Source organism: Hylemonella sp. W303a (assembly GCF_046452315.1).
In the GTDB taxonomy this organism is placed as follows: Bacteria; Pseudomonadota; Gammaproteobacteria; order Burkholderiales; family Burkholderiaceae_C; genus Hylemonella.
This window is the reverse complement of record NZ_JBKFDG010000008.1, coordinates 86,117-106,156: the sequence shown is the minus strand read 5'-3', so window position 1 is coordinate 106,156 and position 20,040 is coordinate 86,117. Positions and strand designations below refer to the sequence as shown.

Sequence of the window (20,040 nt, the reverse complement as noted above, 5' to 3'; positions counted from 1 at the left end):
TCTGCGCTTCGCCATCCGCGAAGGCGGCAAGACCGTCGGCGCCGGCGTCGTGGCGAAGATCATCGAGTAATTGGGAGTCTGGCTGGACGAGCGCTCGCGCGAGGGTTCGTCCGGACTTGATCCTGACCAGGAGCACACATGGCTACCAAGCAAAAAATTCGCATCCGCCTCAAGGCCTTCGACTACAAGCTGATCGACCAGTCGGCTGCCGAGATCGTGGACACCGCCAAGCGCACCGGCGCCATCGTCAAGGGTCCGGTCCCGCTGCCCACGCGCATGAAGCGTTTCGACATCCTGCGTTCGCCGCACGTCAACAAGACCAGCCGCGACCAGTTCGAGATCCGCACGCACCAGCGCCTGATGGACATCGTGGACCCGACCGACAAGACGGTGGACGCGCTGATGAAGCTGGACCTCGCTGCCGGCGTCGATGTCGAAATCAAGCTGCAGTAAGCGGCTGACGCCGGGCGCGCCCGGCTGAAGAATGGCGATTTGGCACGGGTTTGCGGTTTCTCGCGAATCCGGCTAGAATGCCGGGCTCGACCCATTTTGGGTCGAGTTTTATCAACCCTCTTTCACGCTGGCTCGCAGACCTTGTTTGCGAATCCCAAGCAAACGTCGAAGCCAATTGAAGCGGCGACGGTGAGAGTAAAGGAGTCAAAATGAGTTCGAGCAATCGATTGGGGTTGCTGGGGCGCAAGGTGGGCATGATGCGTCTGTTCACCGATGACGGCGATGCAGTGCCCGTCACGGTGGTCGATGTGTCCGACAACCGCGTGACCCAGGTCAAGACCCAGGATAATGATGGCTACGTCGCCCTGCAGGTGACGTTCGGTTCGCGTCGTGCTTCGCGCGTGACCAAGCCTCAAGCCGGCCACCTCGCCAAGGCGGGTGTCGAAGCCGGTGAAATCATCCAGGAATTCCGCGTCGCCGCCGACACCGCCGCCAAGTACCAGGCCGGTGCCAAGCTGCCCGTGACCGAGATCTTCGCCGTGGGCCAGAAGGTGGATGTGCAAGGCACCTCCATCGGTAAGGGCTACGCCGGCACGATCAAGCGCCACAACTTCAGCTCGCAGCGCGCCTCGCACGGTAACAGCCGTTCGCACAATGTCCCGGGTTCCATCTCGATGGCCCAGGATCCGGGTCGCGTCTTCCCGGGCAAGCGCATGACGGGTCACATGGGCGACGAAACCGTCACCACCCAGAACCTCGACGTGATCCGCATCGATGAAGCCCGTCAGCTGCTGCTGATCAAGGGCGCTGTTCCCGGCTCCGCGGGCGGTTTCGTGACCGTGCGCCCTGCCGTGAAAGTCCAAGCCAAGAAGGGAGCGAACTGATGCAGCTCGAACTCCTGAACGAACAAGGTCAGGCATCCTCCAAGCTGGATGCGCCGGACACCGTGTTCGGTCGTGAATACAACGAGGCCCTGGTCCACCAGATCGTCGTCGCTTTCCAGGCCAATGCCCGTCAAGGCACGCGCGCCCAGAAGGACCGCGCTACGGTCAAGCACTCGACCAAGAAGCCGTTCAAGCAAAAGGGCACGGGTAACGCCCGCGCCGGTATGACGTCCTCGCCTTTGTGGCGTGGGGGCGGCCGCATCTTCCCGAACTCGCCTGAAGAAAACTTCAGCCAGAAGGTCAACAAGAAGATGTACCGCGCTGGCATGGCATCCATCTTCTCGCAGCTCGCGCGCGAAGGCCGTCTGGCCGTCGTCGAGTCGCTGAAAGTGGATTCGCCCAAGACCAAGGCGCTGGCCGCCAAGTTCAAGGCCATGAAGCTGGACTCCGTGCTCGTCATCGCCGATGAGGTTGACGAAAACCTGTACCTGGCCTCGCGCAACCTGGCCAACGTGCTGGTGGTCGAGCCGCGCTATGCCGATCCGCTGTCGCTGGTTCACTACCGCAAGGTGCTGGTGACCAAGGCCGCCGTGGACCAACTCAAGGAGATGTACGCATGAGCGCCGCCATCCAATTCGATGAAGGTCGCCTGATGCAAGTGCTGATCGCGCCGATCGTGTCCGAAAAGGCCACGATGGTCGCTGAGAAGAGCAATGCGGTGACGTTCAAGGTCCTGCAAAACGCCACCAAGCCCGAGATCAAGGCCGCCGTCGAGCTGCTGTTCAAGGTTGAGGTCAAGGGCGTTTCCGTGGTCAACACCAAAGGCAAGACCAAGCGCTACGGCAAGTCCGTGGGCCGCCGCGACAACGTGCGCAAGGCTTACGTGATGCTGAAGCCTGGTCAAGAGCTGAACCTGTCCGGGGAGGCTGCGTAATCATGGCTGTCATCAAGATGAAACCGACCTCCCCCGGCCAGCGCGCCGTGGTGAAGGTCTCGCGTGATCACCTGTACAAGGGTGAGGGCTACGCCCCGCTGCTGGAACCTCAGTTCCAGAAGTCCGGCCGCAACAACAACGGCCACATCACCACCCGTCACAAGGGCGGTGGTCATAAGCACCATTACCGCGTGGTGGACTTCAAGCGCGACAAGGACGGCATTCCCGCCAAGGTCGAGCGCATTGAGTACGACCCGAACCGTTCGGCTCACCTGGCACTGGTGTGCTATGCCGATGGCGAGCGTCGCTACATCATCGCGCCCCGTGGCCTGGAAGTGGGTTCGACCATCGTGAACGGTGCCGAAGCGCCGATCCGCGTGGGCAACACCCTGCCGATCCGCAACATTCCTGTGGGCTCCATCATCCACTGCATCGAACTGCAGGCGGGCAAGGGTGCTCAGGTCGTGCGTTCCGCAGGTGCCTCGGCCACGCTGCTGGCGCGTGAAGGCACTTACGCTCAGGTGCGCATGCGCTCGGGCGAAGTCCGCAAGATCCACATCGAGTGCCGCGCCACGATTGGCCAGGTCGCGAACGAAGAGCACAGCCTGCGCCAGTTCGGCAAGGCCGGTGTCAAGCGCTGGATGGGCATTCGCCCGACCGTGCGCGGCGTCGTGATGAACCCGGTCGACCACCCGCACGGTGGTGGCGAGGGCAAGACAGGCGAAGGCCGTCATCCGGTGGACCCGTGGGGTAACCTCACGAAGGGCTACCGTACCCGCAACAACAAGCGCACGCAGACCTTCATCGTGTCGCGTCGCAAGAAGTAAGAGGTAGCAAATGACTCGCTCTCTCAAAAAGGGTCCGTTTGTTGACCATCACCTGCTGGCCAAGGTTGAAAAAGCCGTCGCCGTCAAGGACAAGAAGCCGATCAAGACCTGGTCGCGTCGCTCCATGGTTCTGCCCGATTTCATCGGGCTGACCATCGCCGTGCACAACGGCAAGCAGCACGTGCCGGTCTACATCACCGACCAAATGGTGGGCCACAAGCTGGGTGAGTTCGCGCTGACTCGCACCTTCAAGGGCCACCCCGCGGACAAAAAAGTCCAGAAGAAGTAAGGAGTAGCCAACATGGAAACCCGTGCAAGCCTCCGTGGCGTCCGCCTCTCCGTGGACAAGGGCCGTCTGGTCGCGGATCTGATCCGCGGCAAGAAGGTCGACCAAGCCCTCAACATTCTGCAGTTCACGCAGAAGAAGGCGGCCCTGATCATCCGCAAGGTGCTGGAATCCGCCATCGCCAACGCCGAGCACAACGACGGCGCCGACATCGACGAACTGAAGGTCAAGACCATCTACGTCGAGCAAGGCACCACGCTCAAGCGTTTCACCGCCCGAGCCAAGGGCCGTGGCAACCGCATCAGCAAACCGACGTGCCATGTGTACGTGACGGTCGGCAACTAAGCGAGGTCTAAAGGATATGGGACAGAAAATCAACCCGACCGGCTTCCGCCTTGCGGTGAGCCGTAACTGGGCCTCGCGCTGGTACGCCAGCAACCGTGATTTCGCCGGCATGCTCGCCGAAGACATCAAGGTGCGTGAGTACCTCAAGACCAAGCTGAAGAACGCCTCCGTTTCGCGCGTGCTCATCGAGCGCCCCGCCAAGAACGCCCGCATCACGATCTTCTCGGCCCGTCCGGGCGTCGTGATCGGCAAGAAGGGCGAGGACATCGAGAACCTGAAGCGCGACCTGGGCAAGCAGCTGGGCGTGCCGGTCGCCGTGAACATCGAGGAAGTGCGCAAGCCCGAAATCGATGCCAAGTTGATCGCCGACAGCATCACCCAGCAGCTCGAAAAGCGCATCATGTTCCGACGCGCCATGAAGCGCGCCATGCAGAACGCGATGCGCCTGGGTGCCCAAGGCATCAAGATCATGTCTGCTGGTCGCCTCAACGGCATCGAAATCGCTCGCACCGAGTGGTACCGTGAAGGTCGCGTGCCGCTGCACACCCTGCGCGCTGACATCGACTACGGCACGTCCGAAGCCAAGACTACCTACGGCGTCATTGGCGTCAAGGTGTGGGTGTACAAGGGCGACAACCTGGGCCGCAACGAGCAGCCCGCCGCCGCCGAGCCGCGCGCCGAGGAAGAGCGTCGCCCGCGTGGTCCGCGCCGTGATGGCGCTGGCCGTCCGGGTGCCGACCGTCCGGCCCGTGGTGGCGCTCGTCGCCCTGCTGGTACCAATGCCGCGCCTGCCGATGGCAGCGACAAGCCCGCTGAGGCTGCTGACGCCGCCGCCCCGAAAACCGCCGTTAAGCGCGTCCGCAAAGCCGCGCCAGCCGCATCTGCTGACGGTGCTCAAGGAGAATAAAGATGCTGCAACCTGCTCGCAGAAAATACCGCAAGGAGCAAAAGGGCCGCAACACCGGTCTTGCCACCCGTGGCAGCTCCGTGGCCTTTGGCGACTTCGGCCTCAAATGCGTCGAGCGCGGCCGTTTGACCGCGCGTCAGATCGAGGCGGCGCGTCGCGCCATCTCGCGCCACGTCAAGCGTGGTGGTCGCATCTGGATCCGCGTGTTCCCCGACAAACCCATTTCCCAGAAGCCCGCTGAAGTGCGTATGGGTAACGGTAAGGGGAACCCGGAGTACTACGTGGCTGAAATTCAGCCGGGCAAGATCGTGTTCGAGATCGTCGGCGTGCCCGAGGAACTCGCGCGTGAGGCCTTCCAACTGGCCGCCGCCAAGCTGCCGCTGCGCACCACCTTCGTGGCGCGCATGATTGGTCAGTAATCAGGAGCATCGACATGACGAAAACTGCTGATCTGCGCCAAAAGGACGTGGCCGCCCTGCAAGCCGAAGTGAAGGACCTGCAAAAGGCCCACTTCAACATGCGCATGCAAAAAGCCACGCAACAGCTCAATAACACGGCGCAATTGCGTCTGACGCGCCGTGCCGTTGCGCGCGCCAAGACGATTCTTGCCGAAAAGCAAGCGGCCAACTAAGGAGTGACCATGACGGAAGCCAAAAAATCCCTCAAGCGCACCCTCGTTGGCAAGGTCGTCAGCGACAAGCGTGCCAAGACCGTGACCGTGCTGATCGAACGTCGGGTGAAGCACCCGATCTACGACAAGATCGTGATCCGTTCCAGCAAGTACCACGCCCATGACGAAAAGGGTGAGTACAAGCTGGGTGACGTGATCGAGATCACCGAGAGCCGTCCGCTGTCCAAGACCAAGAACTGGGTTGCGACCCGTCTGGTCGAAAAGGCTGTGGTGGTTTAAGCCTCGACCGTGACCCGGTCTCGTGAAACGGCTCACAATAGTGGGCCGTTTTCGCTTTTACGAGACGCGCGCTTTGCGCATGTTCAACAGACTTGCAATCTGCTGATCACATTCAGTGCCATTCATACTCATCAAGGAGTGCCCCATGATCAAAGTTGGAGATTCCCTGCCGGACGTGACCCTGTCGGAGTACTCCGAAGTCGAAGGCAATGGCTGCAGCATCGGACCCAATCCGGTGCCGGTCTCGAAGGCCTTGGCGGGCAAGACCATCGCCCTCTTCGCCGTGCCCGGCGCTTTCACGCCCACCTGCTCGGCGAAGCATGTGCCCGGTTATGTCGAGCACCACGCGGCGTTCAAGGCGGCTGGCGTGGACGAAATCTGGTGCTTGGCGGTGAATGATCCCTTCGTCATGGGCGCCTGGGCGCGTGACCAGAAGACCGATGGCAAAGTACGCATGCTGGCCGATGGCAGCGCCGAGTTCGCCAAGGCCACGGGCTTGACCTTGGACCTCACGGCACGCGGTCTGGGCCTGCGCAGCAATCGCTATTCCATGCTGATCAAGGACGGCAAGGTGCAGACCCTCAATATCGAGGCCCCTGGCAAGTTCGAAGTCAGCGACGCGGCGACCTTGCTGGCTCAGGTCAAGGGCTGAAACCCGAGGCCGCGCGGCAAGCGCAGTGGTTCAAAGAGCCATCGCCCAGCGATGGCTTTTTTGTGCGCTGACGCTTCCCCCATCTCGCTTGGCAGATGAAACGCAAGTCGGTGGGTTGCCAGTGCGAGTCGTTATCCTCCGCGCAGTCCTGCGGGCCGATTGCTTTCACGGAGCACCACGATGAACCTATCCAAACGCATTCTGCTGACTCTCTTTGTGTCGGCGTGCCTGCTGCCGATCGCCACACAAGCAAATGAAGCGCTCAAGATTGGCCTGATTGGCACCTACTCGGGCCCCTACGCCGATTACGGACGCCAGTTCGACGCAGGCGTCGCGCTCTACCTCAAGGAGAGCGGCGGTAAGTTCGCCGGCCGCGCGGTGGAGATCATCAGGAAGGACACCGGTGGTGCCAACCCGGACGCTTCCAAACGCTACGCCCAGGAACTGGTGGTGCGCGACAAGGTGGAAATCCTCACGGGTTTGGACTTCAGTCCCAACGCTTACGCCGTCGCCTCCGTCGCCAATCAGGCCAAAGTGCCCGTTGTCGTGATGAACGCATCGTCCTCGGGCATCACCACCGCCTCACCGTACGTCGCGCGTCTTTCCTTCACGGTGCAGCAGGTCTCCGACCCGATGGCGCGCTGGATGCTCAAGCAAGGCATCAGAGAGTCGTATGTCGTCGTGGCCGACTACGCCCCAGGGGTCGATTCACTGACGGCGTTCAAGAAAGCCTTCGAGCAGGGCGGTGGCAAGGTGGTGGGTGAGTTGCGCACGCCCATGAGCAATCCCGACTTCTCGGCCTATGTGCAACGCATCAAGGATGCCAAGCCGCAGTCGGTGTTCTTTTTCTTCCCGTCGGGCGTGATGCCGCCGGCCTTCCTCAAGGTCTGGAAGGAGCGCGGCATGGACGCCCTCGGCATCAAGCTTTTCGCCACCGGGGAAGCCACGGATGACAGCTACCTTGAGGCGACCGGCGACGTGGCCCTGGGGCTGATCACCAGCCACCACTATTCCTATCACCACGCTTCCGCCAAAAACAAAAAGTTCATCAAGGATTTTGAGACCCAGTTCGGAAGCCGCATGCGTCCTAGCTATTTCGCCGTGGCCGCGTACGACGCGATGGCCGCCATCGACCTGGCGCTCAAGAAGACCGGTGGCGATACCGCGGGAGACAAAGTCATGGAAGCGCTCAAAGGGATGCGCCTCGAGAGCCCGCGGGGTCCGATCGAGATTGATCCGCTGACCCGCGACATCGTGCAGACGGTCTACATCCGAAGAACTGAAAGCGTGGGTGGCAAGTTGGTGAACGTGGAATTCGATCAATTCGATCGGGTCAAGGACCCGGCCAAGGAAGCGCCTTGAGCCTGGTCGTGTCACGCCGCGACACGGGGACAAAACCACGCACCCGCTTGAAGGCCAGCGGACGACCCTGAGAGTTCCATGGCGATCGTGATCTTTGACGGAGTGGCCTACGGCATGCTCCTTTTCCTGATGGCCGTGGGCTTGTCCGTCACCCTGGGCCTGATGAACTTCGTTAACTTGGCCCATGGCAGTTTCGCCGTGTTGGGAGGTTACACCGCCGCCTTGGTGATGGATCTCTTGGGCTTGGGCTATTTCGCGGCCTTGGCCTGCGCCTTCCTGGCCGCCGCTGTGTCGGGGGCGCTGCTGGAATTGCTGCTCTACCGTCGCTTGTACGGCGCGCATCCCCTGGACCAGGTGCTGCTGTCCATCGGCTTGGTCTTCGTCACCATCGCGGTGCTGACCTACTTCTTCGGCCCCACCATGCTGCCGTTTCATCTGCCCGAGGTGCTACAAGGCCAGGTCAGGGTCGCTGGTCTGGCGGTAGGTCGATACCGTCTCTTCCTGATCGGCGCGGGCCTGCTGGTCCTGCTGTTGCTGCTCGGCATGCTGCGCACGCGGTATGGCGCCATGGTTCGGGCGGCGGTGGACAACCGACGTGTGGCCGCAGGGACCGGTATCCATGTACAGCGGATCTTTCTGCTCACCTTCGCCCTGGGCAGCGGCCTGGCGGGACTGGGCGGCGCCCTCAGCCTCGGAATGCTGGGCCTGGAGCCGACCTTCCCGCTCAAATACATGGTGTACTTCCTGATCGTGGTCTGCGTGGGCGGCGCAGGCACGATCGGCGGCCCCTTCGTGGCGGCCCTGTTGCTCGGTATCGTCGACGTGGCGGGCAAATACTACTGGCCAGAAGCCGGCGCTTTCCTGACCTATGGGGTCATGATCGGTGTGTTGCTGCTGCGGCCCAATGGCCTCATTCCGCGCGGAGGCCTGGCATGAGACAACGCATGCTCACGCCGACTTGGCTACGAGCCATCGAAGTGGCTTTTTGGCTATTGCTGGGAAGCAGTTTTTTCCTCGCGCCTGACCATCTGGCTTTGCTCAGCCAAATCCTGATCTTCGGCCTGTTCGCAGTGTCGTTGGACTTGGTGCTGGGCTACGCCGGTATTCTGACGGTCGGACACGCGGCTTTCTTTGGCGCGGGGGCATATGCAGCCGGCCTGCTCGCGCGCCATGGCTGGGGTGAGCCCTTCACCGGCCTGCTGCTTGCGCTTCTGGTCGCGGGCGCGCTGGGGTATGCACTGAGCTACCTGGTCGTGCGCGGGGCGGACCTCACGCGCCTGATGATCACCCTTGGCGTGTGCGTGCTGATGTACGAACTGGTCAACCGGCTGTCCGGCATCACGGGAGGCACCGATGGCCTGCAGGGCATGAATGTGTGGCCGGTGGCTGGCCTGTTCGAGTTCGACTTGTTCGGAAGAACGGCCTTTGTTTATACCTATGCCGTGGTGCTGCTGATGTTCTTGGTCGCGCGTCAAGTGCTGCGCTCGCCGTTCGGGCTGAGCTTGCGCGGCATCCACGACAACTCCAAACGGATGGCCGCCCTCGGCACACCGGTGGCGTCGCGCCTGCGCATGGCATACGGCCTTTCCGCAGCCATTGCTGGCGTGGCAGGTGCCTTGTTGGCACAGACCACCCAATTCGTTGGCATTGAGTCGATTGGCTTCAACCGTTCGGCCGAAATCCTGATCATCCTGGTGTTGGGGGGCACGGGTCGTCTGTACGGTGGGATGGTCGGTGCCATCGTCTACATGCTGGTTCACGACCGATTCTCCGACCTCAACCCGGAGTACTGGATGTTCTGGGTCGGCCTCTTCCTGATCGCCGTCGTGTTGCTCGGACGAGGTGGCATCATGGGGCTTTTGTCCCGCTGGGTTCGCGTCAGGGAGCAGAAACCGTGAGTGCCCTCGCGCTGGAAACCCAGGAACTGAGCCTGCGCTTCGGTGCTATCGATGCCTTGGCCGGGATCAACTTGCAGTTGGAGTCGGGCGCACGTCATGCCCTGATCGGCCCCAACGGAGCCGGTAAAACCACGCTGATCAACGTGCTCACCGGCGTCTACGCTCCCACCGCTGGCTGCATTCGCATGAGTGGGCACGACATCACGGCGCACAGGGTCGATCAACGCGCGCGTCAAGGTTTGATCCGAACCTTCCAGATCAACCAACTCTTTCCCAGCTTGACCCCCTTGCTCTCGGTGGTGATGACGATTCAAGAGCGCGAAGGCCAGGGAACGATCTGGTGGCGCCCCTATCAGCGCAGCACGGCCGTGTTCGACGAAGCCCATGCGCTGCTCAAACGCTTGAGATTGGATTCGGTGGCCGAGGCGCGTGTGTCCGAATTGCCCTATGGCCAGCAGCGTCTGTTGGAGATAGCCCTGGCGCTCGCCGGGCGGCCCCGCATCTTGCTGCTCGACGAACCGGCGGCCGGCGTGCCCAAGGACGAATGCAGGGAGTTGTTGGAGACGCTCGCGGAGCTGCCCCAGGATATCAGTGTGCTGCTGATCGAGCACGATATGAACCTGGTCTTCCGTTTCGCACGGCGAATCTCCGTGCTGGTGGCGGGTCGCGTCCTGACCGAGGGCTCCCCTGCGGACATTGCCCGTGACCCTCGTGTGCGAGAGGTCTATCTGGGTCGCGCCAACATGCGGGGGCCCATGCAAGGCCACACGCAAGGTCCAGCGGAGTACCTCCGTGGCTGAGCTGTTGGCCTTCGATCGAGTCACGGCGGGCTACGGCAGCGCGGTGGTGTTGAATGGGTTGAGCCTCAACTTGGAAGAAGGCGAGGGGCTGGCCATCTTGGGCCGCAACGGTGTGGGTAAGACCACACTGCTCGAAACGCTGATGGGCAACACGCGGGTCACCAGCGGCGTCATCCGCTGGCGCGGGCAGGACATCACGCGTCTACCTTCCCATGAACGCGTGCGTGCGGGCCTCGGCTGGGTGCCTCAGGAGCGTGAAGTCTTCCCTTCGCTGACGGTGGAGGAGCATCTGAAGGTTGTGGCTCGACCGGGCGCGTGGACAGCGGACCGTGTTCACGCCCTGTTCCCGTGCTTGCGCGAGCGGCGCGCCCACTATGGTCATCAGCTCTCCGGTGGAGAACAGCAGATGCTCGCGATAGGACGCGCGCTGATGACCAACCCGAGGCTGCTCTTGTTGGACGAACCCATGGAGGGGCTCGCGCCTTTGCTTGTCGATGAACTGGCAGCCTGTATCCGCCGCCTCCGCCAAAACGAGGGGATGGCCTGCATCATGGTCGAGCAGCAACCGTTGCTGGCGCTGGACTTGACGCAACAAGTCCTGGTGCTGGAGCGAGGCACCGTGGTGCATGCGGGACCCAGTGACGTCTTGGCCGCGGATCGCCCCTTGCTCGAGCGCTTGCTGGGTGTGGGTATGACCAGTGACTGAAGCCCGTTGAGCCTGAGTCCGTCGCGCCGGCGCAAGGCGCGGGCCTACTTCCGCGGCCCTGACAGCGTGGCCAGCAGATAGTGCGCGCCCGCGATGGGGTTGTGGTAGTAGGGTGGGATGTCCACGAAGCCCAGGTCTTCATACAGCGCGCGTGCGGCTTCCATGTCGTCCAGCGTGTCCAGCAGCACGTGGTCGTAACCCTGTACCCGTGCCGCGTCGAGCGTCGCCTCGCTCAAGCGGCGGCCCAGGCCCAACTTGCGAAAAGGGGGGCGCACGTACAGGCGTTTCATTTCGCAGGCATTGGCGTAGTCGGCGGTGTCCAAGGGACGCAATGCACAACAACCCGCCGCCTGCCCATCGACCCAGGCCAACAACAAGAGTCCGCGCGGAGCGGCATAGTCACCCGGCAGATCGCGCAGTTCCTGCTCGAAGTTCTGAAACCCCAGGTCAATGCCCAGGCTGCGCGCGTACTCAAGAAACAGTCCCCGCAGGATCTCCACATCGCGTGGGTCACGCGGCGTGGACACGGAGATGGACGGCAAGGGCGAAGGGCGCGCGATCATGGGGACGGTGAGGCCGCTGCGAGTCGTTGAGCAAGAGCCATGGATCAAGCAGCGAAACCGGTCAGCCACCAGGTCACCGCCGCGGAGGCCAACAGCAAGACCAAGGCCAGCATGCGGCTCAGAAGGTCGTCGCGTGAAGGCGTGCAGGGTGACGAGGTCAGCGTGGGCAATTTGTCGCCATGCATCATGGGGCTGATGAGATTTTCTTTGCGCACGAGCAGGTAGAACAGCACCGCGACCCCATGCAGCACCACCAGCCCAAGCAGCAGCCACTGCCCAATGTGAGCATGGTAGTCCGTCATCCACGCGGTCAGGGCCTCGGGGACACGCTGCGCCCAAGGGCCGGCGTAAGCGATGTCATCGTCACTCATCAGCCCGCTGACCACCTGGGCCAACAGCACCAGCAGCATCGCCCAGATCGATAGGGCCCCTGGCAGGGAGTGGCCCAGGCCGACTTCCGTGTCGTGGGCCGGACGACGCAGCGCCCGCCAAATGCGACGGGGTGTGGGGGCGAATTGGGCGAAGCGTGACCAGTGCCCTCCCACCAGGCCCCAGACCAGACGAAAGATCAGCAGCACAAGCACGACGCAACCCAGACGCATGTGCCAGTCCAGAGCGCCGAGGTAGGCGGAGGCGAACATCCCAATGATGGAGGCCACCAGCAGCCAATGGAACAGGCGGGTCGGTAAATCCCAGACCCGCACCCTGTGCTTCAACTCCGACGTCTTTTGATGCAAGAATGCCCCCGCGCTCATCTTGTTTTCAATCCTTATTCATAGACCTTGAGGAGTCGTGACCATGACCGCGAAGATTCATCCAGGCGGCGCAGCCCTTTTGGTGGCCTGCGCCGCAATGTGCACTTTGTTTGCCGGGCCCGCCATGGCGCAGTTTGCCAAAGCCGAGGACGCCATTCAATACCGTCAAGAGAAACTCAAGGCCATGGGCGAAGAGTCGGATCGTCTGGGCGCCATGGTGCGCGGCCGAGTGCCTTTCGACGCCAAGGCGGCTCAGCAAAGCGCGGAAGCCTTGCTGGCCCTGAGCAAACTGCCCTGGCCTGCGTTCGCGCCGGGTTACGAAGGCGGTAAAGCCAAGCCCGAGGTCTGGAAGGAAATGGACAAATTCAAGGCGGCCGCGCAGCGCCTACAGGGCGACACCGCCAAACTGGCCGAGGCAGCCAAGACCGGGGATCTGGAGCGCATCAAGGCCGCGTTTGGCGACACGGCGGATTCCTGCCGCGCCTGCCACCGCGAGTACCGCAACCGCTGAGCGCGGCGCTCGGTCGAGGGACGCAAGCGACTCAAGCCTGCGCCAGCAATTCCTCGATCAGCCGGTGAAGCTCGGCGAAATCCGGTTCACCGACGTAGCGCTTGACGATCTCGCCTTGCTTGTTCAGCAGGTAGGTCGTGGGCGTCAAGCGCACGTCGCCCCACGCCAGTGCGGCCTCGCCCGTGTTGTCGAAAGCCACCTTGAAAGGCAGCTTGCGCGTTTGCGCGAAGTTCACGACGTAGCTCGGCGGGTCATAACTCATGGCCACAGCCACCGTTTCGTAGCCCTGTGCGTGGTACTTGTCGTAGGTCGAGATGATCTTGGGCATCTCAGCCACGCAGGTGGTGCAACTGGTGGCCCAGAAATTCACCAGAACGACTTTGCCGCGCCAAGCCGCGCTGCTTTCGGTCGATCCGTCCAGCAACACGAACGTGGTCTGTGGCGCGGCACCGAAACCTGAGCCGCGCAGCAACCACCAGCCCGCACCGGCCAGGAGCGCCGCCAGGGCCAGCACCAGCACGCGGGTGCGCCAGGCGCGTGCAGTTGGGGCTTGGGCTGGGAAGGACGAGGAAGTCACAGTGTCGGTATCCATGGCAAGCGCCAAGTGTATCGTCCTCGGGGTGACCTCGGTGGTCAGGGGGATGGCAGGCTGGGATAATTCCCCCATGCTTCAACGCCTTTTGCTTCCGCTATGTGCCGGTCTAGTCCTCATGGGGTGCAGCCCCAGCCTGAACTGGCGCCAGGTCCGCCTGAAGCCGGAGGCCGTGAGGGCGCCGGAAAACCAGGGCGACGAAGCGGCCCTTCAGGCCTTGCTCCCGTGCAAACCCGACAAGGCCACGCGCCCCCAGCGCATGGCGGGGTACGAAGTGATGGTGACCATGATGGGCTGCGAGGCGGACGGTGGCCTGTTCGCGATCGCTGTCGCCGTGCCCAGCTCGCACCAGGCCTTGATGGCCGTGCTGGCCCAGTGGCAGACGCATGTGCTGGCCAGCGTCCATGCGCAGGGCGGTAGCCGCAAGGCGTTCGCGCTCAAGGGTGCTGATGCCCAGCCTGAGGGCACGCAACTTCTGGCCCGGGGTCGTGCGGGCGCGGGCACCCCCGGTGCCTCGGCTTCGGAGGCTCAAGAACCTTCGGGCCGAGCCTTGAATGTGCAGGCAGTCTGGTTCTCGCGTGGAGGGCGGCTCTACCACGCTGCGGTCTACGCCGAGCGGCTCAGCCAAGCCATGACGGAGCCGTTCTTCGGAAGTCTGACTTTTGAGTGAACTCCGTACCAAGAATCCGTCGCCCATGCTGGTCACGAGTTGCCGCCAGGCCATCTGGCTCTTCCTGGCCTTTGCCTTCGCCTATTTTTTCTCGGCCCTGATTCGCGCCGTGACGGCCACCTTGTCTCCGACGTTGACGCAGGAATTCCAGCTCGGCGCGCGCGACCTCGGACTGCTCGCGGGTGGGTACTTCCTGGGTTTCGCGGCCATGCAATTGCCCTTGGGGCGCTGGTTGGATCGGCACGGTCCCCGCACCGTCATCCTGGGCTTCACGGCCGTCGCGGTCGGCGGATGCGTCCTGTTCGCGCTCAGTACAGGCTTCACGGCGCTGCTGCTGGCCCGGGTGCTGTGCGGCGTGGGGTTGGCAGCCGGTCTGATGGCACCCATGACCGGGTTTCGACGCTGGTTCACGCCAGCGACCCAGATGCGCGCCAACTCCTGGATGCTCATGACAGGTTCCATGGGCATGGTGGCATCCACCTTGCCCGTCCAATGGTTGTTGCCGGTGTACGGCTGGAGACCTTTGTTCTGGGGGCTGGCGCTCTTGCTGCTGCTGGCCATGGTCATGATCGCTTGGAAGACACCCGCCTGGCCGGCCTCCGCCGCGCCGACCGGGTCGGGCAATAGCCAGTCCGGACGTTACGCCGATGTGTTGCGCCACCCCTATTTCCTGCGTCTCATGCCCCTGGGTTTCTTCAACTACGGGAGCTTGCTCGCAGTGCAGACCCTCTGGGCCGTGCCCTGGATGATGCAAGTGGGGGGCTACAGCGCGGGGCAGGCGGCCACGGGTCTCTTCGCCATCAATCTGTGCATGCTCACCGCTTTCTGGCTCTGGGGACTGATGCTGCCGCGCTTGACCCGGCGCGGCGTGAAAGTCGAACGCCTGATCGCCTGGGGCGTGCCCGCAAGCCTGGTCGTGCTCGCCGTGTTGGTGACTGCGGGGCCCGCCCTCGGAGTCCATGCCGCTTGGTTGCTGGCCTGGTTCTGCCTGTGCTCCAGCGTGTTGTCACTGGCCCAACCGGCAGTGGGTCTGGCCTTCGCTTCAGAGTTGGCGGGGCGAGCCCTTTCGGCCTACAACCTGGTGATTTTCGGCGGGGTGTTCGTCGTCCAATGGGGCATTGGTCTGATGATCGACGCCTTGCGCGGCCTGGATTGGGCAGTCGTCCAGGCCTATCAGGGCGCGCTGGGCGTGGTCTTGTTTTGCAACGTCTGGTCTTACGTCTGGTTCCTGAGACGCGGGGTCGCAAAGCCCGCCAAGTTTTCTTGAACTGTCACAAGATTTGACGCCTGCGGACGGCGCATCACCCACGCGATCGCGAGTCAGACGCCATAATCAGCCGTGAATCTATGAATGGCATCGTCATCATTGCCCATGCACCCCTGGCCAGTGCCTTGCAAGCGTGTGCGGCCCATGTGTTTCCCGAGCGCGCTCAGGGCCTGTTGGCGCTGGATGTGCAGGCCAATGTTTCCGCGGAACGCACCCTGCATCTGGCTCGTGAGGCGGTGACGCGCTTGGGTGACGTGCCCTTGCTGCTGCTGAGCGACGTGGTGGGCGCCACGCCCTGCAACGTGGCCACCCATTTGCTCCACGCGTGGCGCGCGCAAGGGCAGGGGCAAGCCCGATTGCTGGCCGGCGTCAACCTGCCCATGCTGTGGAGGGCTGTGAGTTACCAGCATGAGCCCTTGGATGTCCTGGCCGCCAAGGCCCTGCAAGGCGGTAGCCAGGGCGTGCAAGAACTAGATTGAGCGATGCACGTCGTGCCGCGCCGATATCGGAAAAGGAATAAGCGTATGGAGGAAATGCATGGTTAAGGCACCCGCAACCATCAGTAACAAGCTGGGCTTGCACGCCCGTGCCTCGGCCAAGCTCACCAAGCTGGCGGGTGGTTTTCCCTGCGATGTCTGGCTGGCTCGAGGGGACCGCCGTGTGAACGCCAAGAGCATCATGGGCGTCATGATGCTGGCGGCCGGCCTGGGCTCGACCATCGAAATCGAGGCAGAAGGTGATCGCGCGCAGGAAGCCGTGGACGCCTTGCTGGCACTGATCGACGACAAGTTCGGCGAAGGCGAATAAAGAAATGCTCGCTTCCACGTTCGTCCCTGCTCGGCGCGGACTTCACCGCGCAAGCTTCTTGGCGGCGAAACGGAGTGTCATGCCATGACCTTTTCCATCCACGGACTGGCGGTCACGCGCGGCATTGCGATCGGGCGTGCCGTGCTGGTCGCTTCCAGCCGCGTGGACGTGGCGCACTACTTCATCGAGCCGGACCAGGTCGAGGGCGAAATCAACCGCGTGCGTCGGGGACGCAACGCCGTCATCAAGGAAATCCAGCGCCTGCAGCAGAGCGTGGAGGCACTCGGTCCGAAGGAGGCGCCGCCTGAATTGAAGGCGCTGCTGGACGTGCACCTGATGCTGCTGCAGGATGAGGAGATCATCGGCGGCGTCAAGCATTGGGTGCGTGAGCGCCTCTACAACGCGGAGTGGGCCCTGACCTCGCAACTTGAGGTCATGGCGCGCCAGTTCGACGAGATGGAGGACGAGTACCTGCGTGAGCGCAAGGCCGACCTGGAACAGATCACCGAGAAAGTCCTGCGCGCCATGCAGGAAGAAATGCAGGGTGGCAGCGCCTCGCTCTACATGCCCGCTGGCGTGCACGCCGCGGGGTCAGTGGATACCGACGCCGCCGACAAAACCGCCCTGGTGCTGGTGGCGCATGAGCTCTCACCCTCGGACATGCTGCAGTTCAAGCAGGGCATTTTCACGGGGTTCATCACCGACGTGGGGGGCAAGACCTCGCACACCGCCATCGTCGCGCGCAGCATGGACATTCCTGCCGTGGTGGGCGCGCGTTCGGCCAGCCAGCTGGTGCGGCAGGACGACTGGATCATCATCGACGGCAACGCGGGCGTGGTCATCGTGGACCCTTCGCCCATCATCCTGGCCGAGTACCAATACAAACAGCGCGAGCATGAACTGGCCCGCAGCCGCCTGGTGCGCCTGCGCGACACGCCGGCCATCACACTGGATGGCGAACCAGTGGACTTGCTGGCCAACATCGAAATGCCGGAGGACGCCGCCGCCGCCGTGCGCGCGGGCGCGGCCGGTGTGGGCCTGTTCCGCAGTGAATTCCTGTTCATGGGCCGCCAGGGCCGTCTGCCCGACGAGGAAGAACAGTACCAGGCCTACCGCCGCGCCGTCGAAGGCATGAACGGTTTGCCCGTGACCATCCGCACGGTGGACATCGGCGCCGACAAGCCGATGGACAGCAGCGCGCAGGAGGGCAAGCACCTGAATCCCGCCCTTGGCCTGCGCGCCATTCGCTGGAGCCTGGCCGACCCGGCCATGTTCCTCACCCAACTGCGCGCGATCCTGCGCGCTGCGGCGCACGGTCCAGTCAAGATGCTGGTGCCCATGCTGGCGCACCTCAGCGAGATTCGGCAGACCCTGTCTTTGCTGGAGCAAGCGCGCGCCGAGCTGCACCGCGAAGGGCGGCCCCAGGGCGCTGTGCTGGTCGGCGCGATGATCGAGATCCCTGCCGCGGCGTTGATGCTCAAGACTTTCTTGCGCTATTTCGATTACCTGTCCATCGGCACCAATGACCTGATCCAGTACACCTTGGCCATCGACCGGGCCGACGAATCCGTGGCCCACCTCTATGACCCGCTGCACCCGGCGGTGCTGCGCCTGGTCGCGGACACCATCGCCGAGGGCCGTGCGCAGGGCAAGGAGGTCAGTGTCTGTGGCGAGATGGCCGGCGACGTGGGCATGACGCGTCTGCTGCTGGGGCTGGGCCTGCGCAGCTTTTCCATGCATCCCGCCCAGATCCTCGCGGTGAAGCAAGAGGTGCTGCGCGCCGACGCGGCCAAGATCGCGCCTTGGGCGCGGCAGGTGTTGGATTCCGAGTCGCCGTCAGCGCTGATGGGTGGCTGAAACCAGCGGATGCAGCTGAATGCTGCGGGCGCTTGCTCAGCGCGTGCGCGTGCTGAGCAGCGCCGCGCCGATGATCAGCACGGCCGCCGCTGCGATGCTCCAGCGCCAAGGCTGGCCGCTGACCAACACCAGCAGCGTGGTCGAACCCAGGGGCGTGAGGTAACTCAGCACCCCGATCTGGCGCGCATCACCCCGCTTGAGGGCGTGGTCCCAGAGGAAGAAGGCAGCGCCCAACGGGCCCAAGCCCAGCACCGCCAGCAGCAGCCAATCGCGTGGCGTCAAGGCCGAGAACGAGGGTGCGCTGGACTCCAGCAACCAATGGCACAGCAGGGACAGCAGGCCCGACGTCAGACCGAACAGACCGACGGCCGAGGTTGGGAAAGCCGCCACCCGGCGCGTCAGCAGGGAGTAGCTGGCCCAAACGAAGGCCGATGCCATGGCCAGCAGATAACCCCAGTGCCAGGTCCCGCCGTCCATCGACGAATCCGAACCTCCCAAGATGGCGATGGCCGCACCAGCGAACCCCATCACCGCCGCGACCCAGTGCAGAGGCTTGAGCGTGAGTTCACGCAGGAACAGCGGCGCCATCACCACGATCAGCAAGGGCCACAGGTAATTGATGAGATTGGCCTGCACCGGTGGAGCGAGGCGCAGCGAGAGAAACAGCAGGAAATGGAAGCCAAACAGGCCGTAGATGCCAAGAGCCAGCGTGGACGGCGGTAACTTGCCTTGCCGTATGAGATCGGGCAGGGCTGGCCAGGCTGGCACGCTGCCGATCAGCAAGGCCAAGCCGGTCAGCAGAAATGGGGGCACGTGCTGGAGCGTGACGCCCAGCGCGGCCAAGGAAGCCCAAAGGACGATGGCGCCCAAGGCATGAAGGTGAGGGTGCATGGACGCGAGTGTAAAAAATGGGAACGTCGCGGATCGCGGGTCCGTCATCGCGAATCGCCGGTCTCGCAGACCGGGCGCGGTGCGATGGGCTCCAAGGAGGTGTGTTCAGCGCCTGATTCAGCGCGCGACCGCTACAGGCCCGCGCGGCGCAAAGCGGCGGTGAGGGCGGAGGGCGAGCGGTAGCCCGTGCGCAGGGCGGTTTCCCGCACCGACCAGCCCGCGTCGTGCAAGGACCGGGCCTGGGCAAGCCGTTGTCCGCGCAGCCACGCCAGCGGCCCCATGCCGTGGGCTTCCTGACAGCGCGTCGCGAACTGCGACGGGCTCAGATGCACCTGCTGCGCGAGGTCTGCGACGTTCAGCGGCTGGCTCAGCCGTGCTTGCACCCAGGCACTCAGCGACAGCCAATCGATGGCGCGGCGCGGTCGTTGTGTCGCCCTCGGGGTGCGCCATGCTTCCAGCAACAGTGCCGGGGCAAAGCTCAGAGCCAGGGGCTGCGGCCATGCCTGCGCAAGGTAATTCGCCAGCGCGGCGACCTGACGCGGCTGATGAGGTTGGGGTCCGCAGAGCCCCCAGGCGGCATGGTCGCTGTCCAGCACCAGACAGCGGCTGCCCCGGGGGGATTCGAAATCGTGCCGATCACCGGGGGCGATCAACACAGCATCGCCCGCGCCGAGCCGTTGGCCCCGGCCCTCGACCTCAAGCTCCAGCAGACCGTCCAAGCCCACCAGCAACTGATGATGGGCGTGCGCGTGGCTGCCGTGCGAGGGACCGTAGTCACGCAGGGACAAGGGCAAGACGGCGGGCGAGGACATGCGCTGCGCTTCAATCGAAGTCGAAGATGTCGGACAAGAAACCCTCGCGCTTTTTCTTGTGGTAGTACCCGCCTTGCTGCGGCGGATAGGGCTGAGGCTGCGGCGGCTGAGCTGCGTAGGGCTGCTGTACGTGCGCCTGCGCGCGAGGCTGGGCCGCCGAGGGTGCAGGCGTGGCGCCCTGCGATCGGTCGATGATCTTGTCGAGCTCGCCCCGGTCCAGCCACACGCCGCGGCATTGCGGGCAGTAATCGATTTCGATGCCCTGGCGTTCGGACATCACCAAGCGCGCGTTCGAGCAGACGGGACATTGCATGCGGATTCCTTTCCAAGTGAGGACACAGGTCTGAGTGA

General features: G+C 63.6%; 29 protein-coding genes and 1 pseudogene. 24 read left to right on the top strand and 6 right to left on the bottom strand.

Features of this window, described 5'->3' with window-relative positions; genetic code table 11:
- The 18 genes and pseudogenes from ACLBKS_RS15350 to ACLBKS_RS15265 form a co-directional block, all read left to right on the top strand.
- Positions 1 to 70, top strand: a pseudogene (locus tag ACLBKS_RS15350) (elongation factor Tu); the annotation flags it as partial.
- A gap of 68 nt (positions 71 to 138) precedes the next feature.
- On the top strand, positions 139 to 453 hold the full coding sequence (rpsJ, locus tag ACLBKS_RS15345; protein ID WP_006296707.1) for a 30S ribosomal protein S10: 315 nt from the start codon (positions 139 to 141) through the stop codon (positions 451 to 453).
- A 209-nt stretch (positions 454 to 662) separates the two neighbouring features.
- Entirely contained in the window at positions 663 to 1,337 is a 675-nt protein-coding gene (gene rplC / locus ACLBKS_RS15340) for a 50S ribosomal protein L3 (protein ID WP_035603694.1), read from the top strand.
- Positions 1,337 to 1,957: a 50S ribosomal protein L4 gene (gene rplD, locus ACLBKS_RS15335; RefSeq protein WP_410193676.1), complete on the top strand. Its 621-nt coding sequence runs from the start codon at positions 1,337 to 1,339 to the stop codon at positions 1,955 to 1,957. The genes rplC and rplD overlap by 1 nt, the downstream gene beginning before the upstream one ends.
- Positions 1,954 to 2,271, top strand: coding sequence for a 50S ribosomal protein L23 (gene rplW, locus ACLBKS_RS15330; protein ID WP_006296710.1), 318 nt, complete (start codon positions 1,954 to 1,956; stop codon positions 2,269 to 2,271). The genes rplD and rplW overlap by 4 nt, the downstream gene beginning before the upstream one ends.
- A gap of 2 nt (positions 2,272 to 2,273) precedes the next feature.
- Positions 2,274 to 3,098: a 50S ribosomal protein L2 gene (gene rplB / locus ACLBKS_RS15325; protein ID WP_410193675.1), complete on the top strand. Its 825-nt coding sequence runs from the start codon at positions 2,274 to 2,276 to the stop codon at positions 3,096 to 3,098.
- Positions 3,099 to 3,108: 10 nt separating this feature from the next.
- Positions 3,109 to 3,387 (top strand): 30S ribosomal protein S19, encoded by a 279-nt coding sequence (gene rpsS / locus ACLBKS_RS15320; protein ID WP_006296712.1) that lies wholly within the window; start codon positions 3,109 to 3,111, stop codon positions 3,385 to 3,387.
- A gap of 12 nt (positions 3,388 to 3,399) precedes the next feature.
- Complete coding sequence (gene rplV / locus ACLBKS_RS15315; RefSeq protein WP_006296713.1) at positions 3,400 to 3,729, top strand: 50S ribosomal protein L22; 330 nt, start codon at positions 3,400 to 3,402, stop codon at positions 3,727 to 3,729.
- A gap of 16 nt (positions 3,730 to 3,745) precedes the next feature.
- A complete protein-coding gene (gene rpsC / locus ACLBKS_RS15310) occupies positions 3,746 to 4,636 on the top strand; it encodes a 30S ribosomal protein S3 (protein ID WP_410193674.1) in 891 nt (296 codons plus the stop codon).
- A gap of 2 nt (positions 4,637 to 4,638) precedes the next feature.
- Positions 4,639 to 5,055 carry a 50S ribosomal protein L16 gene (gene rplP, locus ACLBKS_RS15305; RefSeq protein ID WP_006296716.1) on the top strand — a complete coding sequence of 139 codons (417 nt, stop codon included), beginning with the start codon at positions 4,639 to 4,641 and terminating at the stop codon, positions 5,053 to 5,055.
- Between the two features lie 14 nt (positions 5,056 to 5,069).
- Positions 5,070 to 5,267: a 50S ribosomal protein L29 gene (gene rpmC, locus ACLBKS_RS15300; RefSeq protein ID WP_410193673.1), complete on the top strand. Its 198-nt coding sequence runs from the start codon at positions 5,070 to 5,072 to the stop codon at positions 5,265 to 5,267.
- Between the two features lie 9 nt (positions 5,268 to 5,276).
- The gene (rpsQ, locus tag ACLBKS_RS15295) at positions 5,277 to 5,546 is read left to right on the top strand and encodes a 30S ribosomal protein S17 (RefSeq protein ID WP_410193672.1); all 270 of its coding nucleotides are present in this window, start codon (positions 5,277 to 5,279) and stop codon (positions 5,544 to 5,546) included.
- Positions 5,547 to 5,691: 145 nt separating this feature from the next.
- On the top strand, positions 5,692 to 6,198 hold the full coding sequence (locus ACLBKS_RS15290) for a peroxiredoxin (RefSeq protein ID WP_410193671.1): 507 nt from the start codon (positions 5,692 to 5,694) through the stop codon (positions 6,196 to 6,198).
- A 180-nt stretch (positions 6,199 to 6,378) separates the two neighbouring features.
- Positions 6,379 to 7,560, top strand: coding sequence for an ABC transporter substrate-binding protein (locus ACLBKS_RS15285; RefSeq protein WP_410193670.1), 1,182 nt, complete (start codon positions 6,379 to 6,381; stop codon positions 7,558 to 7,560).
- A gap of 78 nt (positions 7,561 to 7,638) precedes the next feature.
- On the top strand, positions 7,639 to 8,496 hold the full coding sequence (locus tag ACLBKS_RS15280; RefSeq protein ID WP_410193669.1) for a branched-chain amino acid ABC transporter permease: 858 nt from the start codon (positions 7,639 to 7,641) through the stop codon (positions 8,494 to 8,496).
- A complete protein-coding gene (locus ACLBKS_RS15275) occupies positions 8,493 to 9,458 on the top strand; it encodes a branched-chain amino acid ABC transporter permease (RefSeq protein ID WP_410193668.1) in 966 nt (321 codons plus the stop codon). The genes ACLBKS_RS15280 and ACLBKS_RS15275 overlap by 4 nt, the downstream gene beginning before the upstream one ends.
- Complete coding sequence (locus tag ACLBKS_RS15270; RefSeq protein ID WP_410193667.1) at positions 9,455 to 10,258, top strand: ABC transporter ATP-binding protein; 804 nt, start codon at positions 9,455 to 9,457, stop codon at positions 10,256 to 10,258. The genes ACLBKS_RS15275 and ACLBKS_RS15270 overlap by 4 nt, the downstream gene beginning before the upstream one ends.
- Entirely contained in the window at positions 10,251 to 10,964 is a 714-nt protein-coding gene (locus ACLBKS_RS15265; protein ID WP_410193666.1) for an ABC transporter ATP-binding protein, read from the top strand. Before ACLBKS_RS15270 ends, ACLBKS_RS15265 begins: the two co-directional genes overlap by 8 nt.
- A gap of 44 nt (positions 10,965 to 11,008) precedes the next feature.
- On the opposite strand, the gene ACLBKS_RS15260 is transcribed toward ACLBKS_RS15265, so the two are convergent.
- Together ACLBKS_RS15260 and ACLBKS_RS15255 are read right to left on the bottom strand one after the other, a co-directional pair.
- A complete protein-coding gene (locus tag ACLBKS_RS15260; protein ID WP_410193665.1) occupies positions 11,009 to 11,527 on the bottom strand; it encodes a GNAT family N-acetyltransferase in 519 nt (172 codons plus the stop codon).
- A 44-nt stretch (positions 11,528 to 11,571) separates the two neighbouring features.
- Complete coding sequence (locus tag ACLBKS_RS15255; protein ID WP_410193664.1) at positions 11,572 to 12,282, bottom strand: cytochrome b/b6 domain-containing protein; 711 nt, start codon at positions 12,280 to 12,282, stop codon at positions 11,572 to 11,574.
- 43 nt (positions 12,283 to 12,325) lie between these two features.
- On the opposite strand from ACLBKS_RS15255, the gene ACLBKS_RS15250 reads away from it, so the two are divergent.
- The gene (locus tag ACLBKS_RS15250) at positions 12,326 to 12,793 is read left to right on the top strand and encodes a c-type cytochrome (protein WP_410193663.1); all 468 of its coding nucleotides are present in this window, start codon (positions 12,326 to 12,328) and stop codon (positions 12,791 to 12,793) included.
- Between the two features lie 31 nt (positions 12,794 to 12,824).
- Here the strand turns inward: ACLBKS_RS15250 and ACLBKS_RS15245 are convergent, their stop codons facing one another.
- Positions 12,825 to 13,385 (bottom strand): TlpA family protein disulfide reductase, encoded by a 561-nt coding sequence (locus tag ACLBKS_RS15245; protein ID WP_410193662.1) that lies wholly within the window; start codon positions 13,383 to 13,385, stop codon positions 12,825 to 12,827.
- A 172-nt stretch (positions 13,386 to 13,557) separates the two neighbouring features.
- Here ACLBKS_RS15245 and ACLBKS_RS15240 point away from each other — a divergent pair, with 172 nt between their 5' ends.
- The 5 genes from ACLBKS_RS15240 to ptsP all read left to right on the top strand — a co-directional run bounded on the left by ACLBKS_RS15240 (position 13,558) and on the right by ptsP (position 17,986).
- Entirely contained in the window at positions 13,558 to 14,055 is a 498-nt protein-coding gene (locus ACLBKS_RS15240; protein WP_410193661.1) for a hypothetical protein, read from the top strand.
- A 25-nt stretch (positions 14,056 to 14,080) separates the two neighbouring features.
- A complete protein-coding gene (locus ACLBKS_RS15235; RefSeq protein ID WP_410193680.1) occupies positions 14,081 to 15,322 on the top strand; it encodes an MFS transporter in 1,242 nt (413 codons plus the stop codon).
- A gap of 80 nt (positions 15,323 to 15,402) precedes the next feature.
- Positions 15,403 to 15,801 (top strand): PTS sugar transporter subunit IIA, encoded by a 399-nt coding sequence (locus ACLBKS_RS15230; RefSeq protein ID WP_410193660.1) that lies wholly within the window; start codon positions 15,403 to 15,405, stop codon positions 15,799 to 15,801.
- 58 nt (positions 15,802 to 15,859) lie between these two features.
- Complete coding sequence (locus ACLBKS_RS15225) at positions 15,860 to 16,129, top strand: HPr family phosphocarrier protein (RefSeq protein WP_006296738.1); 270 nt, start codon at positions 15,860 to 15,862, stop codon at positions 16,127 to 16,129.
- An 84-nt stretch (positions 16,130 to 16,213) separates the two neighbouring features.
- Positions 16,214 to 17,986 (top strand): phosphoenolpyruvate--protein phosphotransferase, encoded by a 1,773-nt coding sequence (ptsP, locus tag ACLBKS_RS15220; RefSeq protein ID WP_410193659.1) that lies wholly within the window; start codon positions 16,214 to 16,216, stop codon positions 17,984 to 17,986.
- A 36-nt stretch (positions 17,987 to 18,022) separates the two neighbouring features.
- On the opposite strand, the gene ACLBKS_RS15215 is transcribed toward ptsP, so the two are convergent.
- From ACLBKS_RS15215 to ACLBKS_RS15205, 3 genes are all read right to left on the bottom strand, one after another.
- Positions 18,023 to 18,877 (bottom strand): DMT family transporter, encoded by an 855-nt coding sequence (locus ACLBKS_RS15215; protein WP_410193658.1) that lies wholly within the window; start codon positions 18,875 to 18,877, stop codon positions 18,023 to 18,025.
- 131 nt (positions 18,878 to 19,008) lie between these two features.
- Complete coding sequence (locus tag ACLBKS_RS15210; protein WP_410193657.1) at positions 19,009 to 19,689, bottom strand: helix-turn-helix domain-containing protein; 681 nt, start codon at positions 19,687 to 19,689, stop codon at positions 19,009 to 19,011.
- Positions 19,690 to 19,699: 10 nt separating this feature from the next.
- Positions 19,700 to 20,002: a zf-TFIIB domain-containing protein gene (locus ACLBKS_RS15205; protein WP_410193656.1), complete on the bottom strand. Its 303-nt coding sequence runs from the start codon at positions 20,000 to 20,002 to the stop codon at positions 19,700 to 19,702.
- Between the last annotated feature and the right edge of the window lie 38 nt (positions 20,003 to 20,040).